Source organism: Mesorhizobium sp. M7A.F.Ca.ET.027.03.2.1, assembly GCF_003999175.1.
In the GTDB taxonomy this organism is placed as follows: domain Bacteria; phylum Pseudomonadota; class Alphaproteobacteria; order Rhizobiales; family Rhizobiaceae; genus Mesorhizobium.
This window is the reverse complement of sequence record NZ_RZOM01000079.1, coordinates 1-10753: the sequence shown is the minus strand read 5'-3', so window position 1 is coordinate 10753 and position 10753 is coordinate 1. Positions and strand designations below refer to the sequence as shown.

Here is a 10753-nt window from a genome sequence, read left to right as displayed (position 1 = left end):
CCTATGAGGTGGCGGGGGCGCTTGCCGAGGCCGGCGCCGAAGTCAGGCTTGTCGACATCCGGCGCAACGGCACGCCTGCCGCGCCGGCCAATGTCCGGTTGATCAAAGGGCGTTCTCTCGCATCCGCCAGCGGCAGACTGCGCGTCGACGGCGTGACGCTCGACGACGGCACGAGGTTCGATGCCGATTGCGTCCTGGTCTCCGGCGGGTGGACGCCGACCATCCATCTCTTCGGCCAGGCCAAGGGCAAGCTCGCCTGGAGCGATGCGCGCGCCGCCTTCCTGCCAGGCGATCCGGTCGATGGTATCTCCGTGGTTGGCGCCGCAGCCGGCGCGGTCTCCTTGTCGGAGGTGTTTGCTGGCGTGGGAAAGGCATTCGCCGGCAAGGAGAACTCGGCAACACCACGCAGCACCGGGCCGGAGGCGACGGGCGGCATAGTCGCGGCATGGCCAATACCGGGCTCTAAGGGGCGCATCTGGATCGATTACCAGAACGACGTGACGGTGAAGGACGTCGAACTGGCGGCGCGCGAAAACTTCGTCTCGGTCGAACATCTGAAGCGCTACACCACGCTCGGCATGGCGACCGACCAGGGCAAGACCTCCAACCTGCCCGGCCTGGCGCTGATGGCCGGTATCACCGGGCGTACGGTGCCGGAGGTCGGCACCACCACCTATCGTCCGCCGTTCACGCCGGTGCCGCTGGCAAGCTTTGCCGGCGCGCGCGTCGGCGAATTGATGGCGCCGGTGCGCCGGCTGCCGCTCGAAAATGTCCACCGTTCCAGTGGCGCCGTTTTCCAGGAATATGGCGGCTGGCTGCGCCCGGCTCACTATGGCGGCAACGGGGACGCGGAACGTTCGATCGCGGACGAGGCGCGCCGTGCCCGCCACTCGGTCGCGCTGTTCGATGGTTCGACCCTCGGGAAGATCGAGGTGATCGGGCCGCAGGCGGCCGCGTTCGTCGATTTCCTCTACTACAACACCATGTCGACGCTGAAGCCGGGCCGCTGCCGCTATGGCTTCATGCTGTCGGAGAACGGCGTGGTCTTCGACGACGGCGTTCTGGTCCGACTGGACGAGCATCGCTTCGTCGTCTCGTGCTCGTCCTCGCATGTCACTTTGGTGCATGCGCGGCTGGAGGAATGGCGCCAGGACCGCTTCGGGCGCGGCGCCGTCTACATCCACAACGCCACATCGGACATGGCGACGCTGACAGTTTCAGGACCGAACGCCCGAAAACTGCTCGAAGCGCTGGATCTCGGTCTCTCGCTCGGCGACGCCGATCTTCCGCATATGGCGATCGGTCATGGAACCTACGCCGGCAACGAAGTCCGCATTGCCCGCGTCAGCTTCACCGGCGACAGGAGCTACGAGATTTCGATCCGGGCCGATCGCGCCGAGCCGTTATGGGCGCATCTGCGCGAGGCCGGCCAGGCGCTCGAGGCCGTCGTCATCGGACTCGAGGCGCTGATGATCCTGCGGGCCGAGAAAGGCTTTATCGTCATCGGCAAGGACACTGACGGCACCACGCTGCCGCATGATCTCGGCGTCGACGGTCCGCGCGTCAAGCGCCAGACCGAGTTCGTAGGCCGCCGCTCGCTGTTCACAGAGGAGGCCTCGCGTGACAACCGCATGCAGCTTGTCGGACTAGCGGTGCCGCAAGGCGAAGCGCCGCTGGCCACCGGTGCGCATGGCATCAAACGGATCGACGGCGGATTGCACAGCCAGGGCTTTGTCACCTCGAGCTACCAGAGCCCGACGCTTGGCCGCGCCGTGGCGCTTGGCCTGATCGAGCGCGGCGCGGCGCGTCACGGCGAAACGATCGAAATCCAGCATCTCGGCAAGATCAGCAAGGCGACAATTACCGCCCCTTGCGCCTTTGACCCGGCAGGAGACCGGCTGCATGCGTGATCTCGCGGAAAAATGGTCTGTTGCACCGGACTGGCAGAGCGCGGCCATCACCACGCCGGGCCTTGCGATACGAGCCGTCCTCGACCTCAACCAGTTGATGGTCAGCGGCGACCTCGACGCGTGGACACGGGCTTCCAGCATCGGCGGGACTGGCGTGGGTGCCTTTGGTATCGCACAGGGCGACCGCTACGCGGCGCGGCTGGCGCGCGACCGGTTGCTCGTCGTATCGAAGAGCCCGCTCGCCATCGCCACGGGCTGGCATGCAGACGGGTTCGCGGTGACGGCGATCAGCGCTGGGTTGCAAATATTCGAGGCCGAGGGCATGGCGCTCGACGCTTTCATCGCGCGTGGAACGACGCTCGATCCCGCGAAGCCAAGTGCCAGTGCAGCACTTTCCTTCGCCGGCATCAGCGCCGTCGTCTATCGTCTTGACGGCAAGCTGCGCATCCATGTCGACCGCGGCCTTGCCACTTATCTCTGGACATGGATGGAAACGGCCGCCGGGAACATCGCGACCGGATCAGCCGACTAACCGGCGACACGTCAGAGCGTGAACGACCAAAACAGGCAGGCCAGCGTCGCGGCGGCAAAGACCACGAAGAACAGGCTGCGCAGCAGCACATTGCGGCGCAGCTCGTTCATGACGAAGTGACAACCGACGATCGCCGCGGCAAACAGGAACCGCCAGTTCAGCAGCGCCCACACGGCGCTGCCCTGCCCGAACGCCCATCTGGCGACCAGACAGCCGACGATGGTCGCAAACAGCGCGATCACGGTCCAGAAAAGGGCGTCGGCGGCATGGGTCAGGACGATGCCGGCCGCCCTGATCGGCAGGATCATCATCAGCATCGCGCTGAAGAAATAGACAGCGGCAATCGGGATGAACACGCCGGCGTCGGCAATGCCGTCAAGGCGCCTGACGCCGATCGCGCCATAGGGATAGCCGTGCCTGGCCACAGCCAGGCTCAACGCCATGAGCAAGGCGGTCAGCACGGCGACCAGTGCGAAGGATGTGAGGGCTTTGCTCATGACGTTCCTGTCCCAGACGAATCAGACAGGAACGTTTTTAGCGGGCGGTCGTAAATTGCGGGTAAGCGAGGGCGCTGCCCTCGCCTGTTTCGATCGCAATCTGGTGACAAAGCCTATTCAGCGGCGATCCTGCCGGCCGAGCGGTTGGCCAGCACGAAGCCGACCTCGTCAACCGCCTGTGCCGCACGCTTCAGGATCGCCTCGGAGCGCAGCACACCGTCGGTGAAATCCTTGTCGGTGGCGTAGACGGCGGTCGGCAGCGCGAAAGCCTCGAAGAAGCCGAACAGCGGCCGCAGCTGATGCTCGACGATCAAGGCATGGCGCTCGCCACCGCCGGTCGCCGTCAACACGATGGGCTTCCCCCGCAGCGCTGCCGGATCGATCAGATCGAAGAAATGCTTGAACAGGCCGGTATAGCTGCCCTTGTAGGTCGGCGAGCCGACGACGAGCACGTCGGCGGCGAGGATTTGTTCCAGGATCGCGCGCGCCTGGCCGTCGAGATCGCGGGCCCATTTCGCCGTGCCCAGCGACGGGCCGAGATCCTCGATATCATAGGTGCTCGCCGATAGGCCGTGGCTGGCGGCGATGTCCCTGGTGACCAGGTCGACGAAGGCGCGCGTCTTTGACGGCCTGGTGATGTTGCCGGAAAAGCCGACGACTGTTGGATTTGACATGGCAGTGGGCCTCTTGGATGGTCGAAGGTTTGACGTGGCAGGCCGCCCGCCCGCCGGTGGGAATCAGCTCCAGGCGTGCAGCGGCGGATTTTCGCCGTTGAGGAAATATTTGCCGAGGATGGAATATTTCCAGCGCACCGGATCGTGCAGCGTGTGCGTGCGCGCGTTGCGCCAATGCCGGTCGAGATTGTATTCGGCCAGCGTCGAGCGGGTTCCCGCAAGTTCGAACAGCCTGTTGGTTGCGGCAATGGCGATCTCGGTCGACAGGATTTTTGCCTCGGCGGTGACGATCTGGGCATGCGCGACGGTCTCGGCGGTCGGATCGATCACTGCCCGGTCGATCGCATGACCGGCCTTTTCGAGCAGCGCCTGCGCCGCGTGCAGGCGCAGCGTCAGGTCGCCGATGGCCTGAATGGTGTAGGGATCGTCCCAGGCATTGTCGACGCCGCTGTCGATCCAGGCGCGGCTTTTGGTCCTGACGAAATCGACGGTCTCGTCGATCGCCGCCTGGGCGATGCCGGTGTCGACTGCCACCTGGATGATCTGGAAGATGGCGCCGTCGGCGGTCGGCCTGTCGTAGCCCTTGTAGCCGGGTACCAGATGGGTCTTCGGCACCTTGACGTTGTCGATGATAACGGTGCCGGACAGCGTCGTGCGCTGGCCGAAGCTCGACCAGTCGTCGATGACCGTCAGCCCGGGTGCGGCACGGTCGGCGATCGCATACCAGGCGCGGCCCTCGTCATCGAGCGCCACGATCGGCACGAGATGGGCAAGCAGCGCGCCGGACGAATAGAATTTGCGGCCGTTGACAACCACATGATCGCCGGCATCGGTGAAGCGGGTCTCAAAATCGGCGGCGCGCTTGGAGCCGAACTCGGAAAAGGCGTTGCCGAACCGCGTGCCTTTCAACGCTTCGGCAAACAGCAGCTTCTGCTGGTCCGCGTCGGACACGGTGCGAATGGCGGCGACAACACCGAGATGGTTCTGCGCAACCTGGCCGATCGAGGAATCCGCCGCCGAGATGATCTCGATTACCTTCGCCAACGTCGCATAGGACACCTCCGGCCCACCGAATGCCTTGGGTACATTGATCGACCACAGGCCGCTTTGCGAAAAGGCATCGAGTTCGGCGACCGGCCAGATCCGCTCGCGGTCGCGCTGGGAGGAGTCCTTCACGAATTCGGCGGCGAGTGCGTGGGCAATCGCAATCGCCTCGGCATCATCCTTGATGATGTGCGCTGGGGCGGTCGGCCTTGCGACTGGCGGCACGGCGGCGGAAGCCTTGTCGGTTTTGACGGTCGAAACGGTCATTTCACTGCTCCTTGGGATTTTGGCTCAGGCAACGGCGTGGAGATGGGCGGGCTTGGTGGCGGGTGACACCTGTTGCCCGGGGTTGATTGACCGAGATAGAAGGCCCTGATGTCCTCGCGCTGGCGAAGCTCGGCGGCTGCTCCGGCGAGAACGGAAACGCCGTTCTCCAGCACCGTGGCATGGTCGGCATATCGCAGCGCCACCGCCGAGTTCTGCTCGGCGACCAGGATGGATAGGCCGGTCTCGCGGTTGAGTTTTCTCAAGCTCTGGAAGATGTCCTGGACGATGATTGGTGCGAGCCCCATCGACGGTTCGTCGAGAACCAGCAAACGCGGTCGCGACATCAGCGCCCGGCCGATGGCGGTCATCTGCTGTTCACCGCCGGAGGTCAGGCCGGACAATGTCCGGCGCTTCTCCCTGAGGCGCGGGAAATAGCCGTAGATCCGCTCGAGGTCTTGATTGATCTCGGCGCGGCTCCCGCTGCGGCCGATGCCGCCGGCGATCAGATTCTCCTCGACGGTGAGGCTTTTGAAGCAGTGGCGACCTTCCAGCACCTGAACCAGCCCGGCGCGCACCAGGTCACCCGGTTTGCGGCGCGAGACATCGGACCCTTCATAGCGGATGGTGCCGGCATTGACCTGCCCGCGTTCGGCCGGCAGCAGATTGGAGACGGCCTTCAGCGTCGTGGTCTTGCCGGCGCCATTGGCACCGAGCAATGCCAGTATCTGGCCGCGCCTGAGCTCGAAGCTGACGCCATGCAGCGCCGTGACGGCGTGGTTGTAGGTGGCATGGACCGCGTCCATGGCAAGAATGACGTCATCGTTCGGCATAGGCTGTTCTTTCACGGTTCGGAAACCGAAAGAGGCCGGGGCGCCACGGAAACTTGGTCCGCGACGCCCGGCACTGACTGATCAGTTGGTGGTCACAGCATTGGCATCGTCGGCGGTGCGCAGCTTGATGCCCTTCTCGGCGGCGTAGGCCTCGGCGGACTTCTCGATGATCGGCCGCAGCAACGCCCAGTCCGGCGCGATCCAGTCGGAGACGACGTTCCACTTCTTGCCGTCCCACTGCTGGAAGGTCACGTAGCCTTCGCCTTCATGGTTGTCCCAGCTGACATTGATCGAATGGAACAGGTCCTTGGCGCCAAGCGCCTCGACCTTGGCCGGATCGAGCTTGAGATGCTCGAAGCCCCAGCGGACCTCGTCGCCGGTCAGCGTGCGGTGGCCGAACTTCTCCTGCGCAACCCGGATCGCCTCGACATTGAGGATGCCGTTGACGATGCCGAGATTGTGGTAGACCGAGCCGATGCGCGCCTTGTCTTCAAGGTTACCCTTGCCGGCGCCATAGACCGTCTTCACGATCTCCTGCACCACCGGGTAGGAGTTGCCGGAAGCCTGCGTGGTGATGGCGGTGTAGCCCTTGGCGGCGTCGCCGGCGGGGATCACGTCCTCTTCGGAATTCGACCAGACATTGCCGACGATATGGTCGACGGGGAAGCCGACCTTGACCGCCGTCTTCAGCGCCACCGGGTTCATCACGCCCCAGCCGCGCAGGACGACGAAATCCGGCTTGGCGCGACGGATGGTCAGCCACTGCGACTGCTGCTCGTTGCCGGGATGCGGCACCTCGATCTGCTGCACGGTGAAGCCGTATTTCTGCGCCAGCAATTCATAGATCGGGATGGTTTCCTTGCCGTAGGGCGACCCATGATAGAGCACGACGATCTTCTTGCCCTTGAGCTTGTCGATGCCGCCTTCCTTGGAGGCGATGTAGTTCACGATGCCCGAGGTTTCGCTGTAAGGATTGAGTAGCAGCGGGAACACGTACGGGAAGACACGCCCGTCGGTGGAGTCGGTGCGGCCGTGGTTGACCGTGATCAGCGGCACCTTGTCGGCGGTGATGCGGTCGATCATGGCATAGGCGATGCCGACCGAGAGCGGGTTCCAAGCCGCGGCACCGGCATGGCTCTTCTGCCGCTCATAGCATTCGACGCCGCGCTCGACCTCATACTGGGTCTCGCATTCGTCCCAGGTCAGCTTGACGCCGTTGACGCCGCCGTCGCGGATGTTGATGAGGTTGAGATAGTCGATGAAGCCGCCGAAGAAGCCGGTGCCGCCGGCCGCGTAAGGCCCGACGCGATAGCTCTGCAGCGGAAAATATTGCTCGTCGGCGTGCGCGGCCGGTAAGGCCACCGACACGATCATCGCCGCGGACAGCGCCGCCGCCTTGATTGTGCTGAGGAAAGTCATGGTCGAGATACTCCCGGTATGGGCCGTCTTGGGTTCGGCCCCTTGTTCATTTTCGGATTGGATTCATTTTCAATGCATCAGCTCAAGTCGACTGCCAGGCGAACAGGAGCCGTCTTCGGAACCTGTCCCACAGCGCCACCAGCCCGTCGGGTTCAAGGATCAGAAACAGGATGATGAGCGCGCCCAGCACGATGCGCTGGCTCATGTCGAGCACGCCCGAGTCGAAGAGATCGCCAAGCAGAAAGCCGCCGAGGCGCGACAGAGCGAGTGGAAAGACCACGATGAGGGCGGCGCCGAAAAACGCGCCGCGGATCGAAGCCAGACCACCGATGATGATGATGAACAGGATCTGGAACGACCGGTCGAGATCGAAGCCGTCCGGCTCGACGGTCCTGAGATAGGCGAAGGCCCAGATGACGCCGGCAACCCCAATGATGAAGGACGAGATGGCGAAGGCCAGAAGCTTGGTCTTCAGGACCGGAATGCCGATGATGCGGGCGGCGGTTTCATTGTCGCGGATGGCGATGAAGTTGCGCCCGGTCTGCGACGAGACCAGCCTATAGGCAAGGAAGGTCAGCACAGTGACGATGGTCAGCGCGAACAGATAGCGGCCGATGGCGCCGTCGAGCGCGAAACCTGAAATCGACAGTCTCGGCGCGTCGATGACGCCGGACGCCGAGTTGTTGGAAAACCAGCTGAACTTGGTCAACGCCCATTGCACGAAGAACTGCGCGGCAAGGGTCGAAACCGCGAGATAAAAACCCTTCAGGCGCAGGCTCGGCAGGCCGAAAACGACGCCTATCGCGGCCGCCACTATGCCGGCCAGGAAGATGCTGCCGGCCAGCGGCAGGCCTTCGACACGCAGGTTGAAATTATAGGCGGCAAAGGCGCCGGCCGCCATGAAAGCAGCACTGCCAAGCGACACCTGGCCGGCATAGCCGGTCAGGATGTTCAGGCCCACGCCGGCGAGGCTGAGCGCCAGGAAAGGCAGCAGGATGGCCTCGAACAGATAGCTTGAGCCGATCAGCGGCACGACGCCGTAAGCGAAAGCGAGCAAAAGCACGGGCACGACCCATTTCGGCAGCGCCGGCGCGGCGGCGAAATCGCTTGTTATCGCGGTCATCGTTCAGATCCTCTCGACGAGCTTCTGACCGAACAGGCCGGAAGGGCGGATCAGCAGGAAGACGAGCGCGACGACATAGGCAAACCAGCTCTCTATGCCGCCGCCGAAATAGTCGCCGATATAGACTTCGGCGAGCTTCTCGCTGGCGCCGATCAAGAGGCCGCCGACGATGGCGCCGAGGATGGAATCGAAACCGCCGAGCACCAGCACCGGCAGCGCCTTGAGCACCACCAGCGACAGCGAGAACTGCACGCCCAGGCGTGCGCCCCACAGCAGTCCGGCCACCAGCGCGACGAGGCCGGCGGCGGCCCATACAGTGGCCCAGATCAGGGGTAGCCTGAGGCCGACCGCGAGTGCCGCGAACTGATCGTCGGCGACTGCGCGGAAGGAGAGGCCGATGCGGGTGTAGCGGAAGAACAGCGACAGCAAGAGGACCATGCCGGAAGCAACCACGGCCGCGAAAATATCGAACTGGCTGATCAGCACGCCGCCGATTTCCAGCGGCACATCCTCGATGCCGAGATCGAGGCCGTGGACCTGCGTGCCCCAGATCAGCTGGGCAGCGCCTTCGATGATGTAGGACAGGCCAAGCGTCGCCATGAACAGGGTGATCGGCGGCTTGTTGGTCAGTGGCCTGAGCACCGTGCGCTCGATGGCGATGCCGATCGCCACCATGATGGCGAAGGTGACCACCAGCGCCAGCGCGAAGGGAATGCCGCGCTCGGAAAGGCTGACGAAGGTGAGTGCCGCAAACAGCAGCATCGCGCCTTGCGCGAAATTGAGCACGCCCGAGGTCTTGTAGATGAGCACGAAGCCGATCGCGACAAGCGAATACATGACGCCTGAGAGCAGGCCTCCGACGAGCACTTCGATGAAGAACTGGTAGTCGAAACCGGCGATCATATGCCTGCCCCGTCTTCATTGTCCGAGGCGACGCCGAGATAGGCATCGATGACGCGCTGGTCGTTCCTGACTTCATCGGGCGTGGCGTCGGCGATCTTGCGGCCGTAGTCGAGGACGGCGATTCGATCGGACAGACCCATGACGACGCCGACATCGTGCTCGATCAACACCACGGTGGTGGCGAAACGATCGCGCGCGGCACGGACGAAAGCCGCCATCTCGCTCTTTTCGCTCGCTGTCATGCCGGCCATCGGCTCGTCGAGCAAAAGCAGGCGCGGCGCGGCCACCAGAGCGCGGGCCAATTCGACACGCTTCTGCAGCCCATAAGGCAAGGTGCCGACAAGACGGTCGCGAATGGCGGTGAGATGGAGGAATTCGAGGACCTGTTCGGCACGGCTGCGTGAATCGCGCTGCTCGCCACGCGAGCGGCCGATGCCGAGCACCTGGCCGGCAAAGTTGGATTGAACCTTGTAGGCAAGGCCAGAGGCGACATTGTCGAGGACGCTGAGGCCCTTGAACAGTGCAAGGTTCTGGAAGGTTCTGGCGACGCCGAGATGGGCCAGCCGCTGCGTCGGGACCTGGGCATAGAAGGTACCGTCGAGCTGGACATGACCGCGATCCGGCCTGTAGACGCCGCTGATGACGTTGATCAGCGAGCTCTTGCCGGCGCCGTTAGGGCCGATGATGGCGCGGATCTCGCCTGGTAGAACCGACAGGTCGATATCGGCCAGTGCCACGACGCCGCCAAAGGACAGGCTGATGCCCTGAAGCGAAAGCAATGCTGAGGCAGCGCCGGCAACGGCCCCTGCCGGCTTGGCGACATCTTCGAACGACTGCTCCGGCCGTGGGCTTGACGGCAGGCCGCGCGCAAAGACCTCCGGTGCATAGGCGGAAGCCTCCATCACTCCGAGCGTATAAGTGGGCAGAGGCATTCCAATTGTCCTCGATTGCTTCAGCACGCGCGCAAATCCTCATTGCTGCTCGATGGCTCGAGCGCGCCGGGTAGCTTCCATGCGTGTGCTGGCCGGAATCTCTCCGGCCAACCTGTGCGGGTGACTATTCCGCCGCCAGCGACGCCGCTGCCTCGGCGTCTTCCAATTCGCGAACGAGCGGGATGACATGCTTGCCGAAATACTCGACCTCTTCCTGGAAGTGCAGGAAACCGAGCAGGATGAGATCCGCACCCGCGCGCTTCAGGTCGACGACGCGTTGAGCAACCTGCCTGGGAGTGCCGATCAGGTTGGAGCGGAAGCCGTCATTGTACTGGACCAGGTCGTCGAAGGACGATTTCGCCCAATTGCCCTCACCTTCCGGCGAGGCCTTACCGGCGTTCTTGACCTCATGGCCGAAAGCATTGACCGCGTCGGGATTGGCCTTGGCGATGATTTCGGCGAGCACTGCCCTCGCCTCGTCCTCGGTCTCGCGAACGACGGCGAAAGCGTTGACGCCGACCTTCACGGAATGGTTGTTGGCCTTCGCCTTGGCCCTGAGGTCGTCGACCTGCTTGGCGATTTCGGCCGGCGTGTTGCCGTTGGTGAAGTACCAGTCCGAAAC

Annotated in this window: 11 protein-coding genes; 2 read left to right on the top strand and 9 right to left on the bottom strand. The window is 63.9% G+C overall.

The window, feature by feature from the left end; genetic code table 11:
- Positions 1–1910, top strand: a 1910-nt coding sequence (locus EN750_RS05945; RefSeq protein ID WP_127395878.1) for a glycine cleavage T C-terminal barrel domain-containing protein, incomplete at its 5' end; no start/stop codon positions are given.
- Positions 1903–2442 (top strand): hypothetical protein, encoded by a 540-nt coding sequence (locus EN750_RS05940; protein WP_127395877.1) that lies wholly within the window; start codon positions 1903–1905, stop codon positions 2440–2442. The genes EN750_RS05945 and EN750_RS05940, both read left to right, overlap by 8 nt.
- Before the next feature lie 11 nt (positions 2443–2453).
- On the opposite strand, the gene EN750_RS05935 is transcribed toward EN750_RS05940, so the two are convergent.
- The 9 genes from EN750_RS05935 to EN750_RS05895 all read right to left on the bottom strand — a co-directional run.
- The gene (locus tag EN750_RS05935; protein WP_023811545.1) at positions 2454–2939 is read right to left on the bottom strand and encodes a hypothetical protein; all 486 of its coding nucleotides are present in this window, start codon (positions 2937–2939) and stop codon (positions 2454–2456) included.
- A 113-nt stretch (positions 2940–3052) separates the two neighbouring features.
- Entirely contained in the window at positions 3053–3613 is a 561-nt protein-coding gene (msuE, locus tag EN750_RS05930; protein WP_127256266.1) for an FMN reductase, read from the bottom strand.
- 63 nt (positions 3614–3676) lie between these two features.
- Positions 3677–4924: an SfnB family sulfur acquisition oxidoreductase gene (locus EN750_RS05925; RefSeq protein WP_127395876.1), complete on the bottom strand. Its 1248-nt coding sequence runs from the start codon at positions 4922–4924 to the stop codon at positions 3677–3679.
- Complete coding sequence (locus EN750_RS05920) at positions 4921–5754, bottom strand: ABC transporter ATP-binding protein (RefSeq protein ID WP_245482632.1); 834 nt, start codon at positions 5752–5754, stop codon at positions 4921–4923. Before EN750_RS05920 ends, EN750_RS05925 begins: the two co-directional genes overlap by 4 nt.
- Before the next feature lie 81 nt (positions 5755–5835).
- Positions 5836–7173, bottom strand: coding sequence for an ABC transporter substrate-binding protein (locus EN750_RS05915; RefSeq protein ID WP_127395875.1), 1338 nt, complete (start codon positions 7171–7173; stop codon positions 5836–5838).
- 82 nt (positions 7174–7255) lie between these two features.
- The gene (locus EN750_RS05910) at positions 7256–8296 is read right to left on the bottom strand and encodes a branched-chain amino acid ABC transporter permease (RefSeq protein ID WP_127395874.1); all 1041 of its coding nucleotides are present in this window, start codon (positions 8294–8296) and stop codon (positions 7256–7258) included.
- A 3-nt stretch (positions 8297–8299) separates the two neighbouring features.
- A complete protein-coding gene (locus tag EN750_RS05905; protein WP_127395873.1) occupies positions 8300–9199 on the bottom strand; it encodes a branched-chain amino acid ABC transporter permease in 900 nt (299 codons plus the stop codon).
- On the bottom strand, positions 9196–10131 hold the full coding sequence (locus EN750_RS05900; protein ID WP_127395872.1) for an ABC transporter ATP-binding protein: 936 nt from the start codon (positions 10129–10131) through the stop codon (positions 9196–9198). The genes EN750_RS05905 and EN750_RS05900 overlap by 4 nt, the downstream gene beginning before the upstream one ends.
- A 124-nt stretch (positions 10132–10255) precedes the next feature.
- Positions 10256–10753: LLM class flavin-dependent oxidoreductase (locus EN750_RS05895; RefSeq protein ID WP_127395871.1), on the bottom strand; the 498-nt coding region annotated here is incomplete at its 5' end.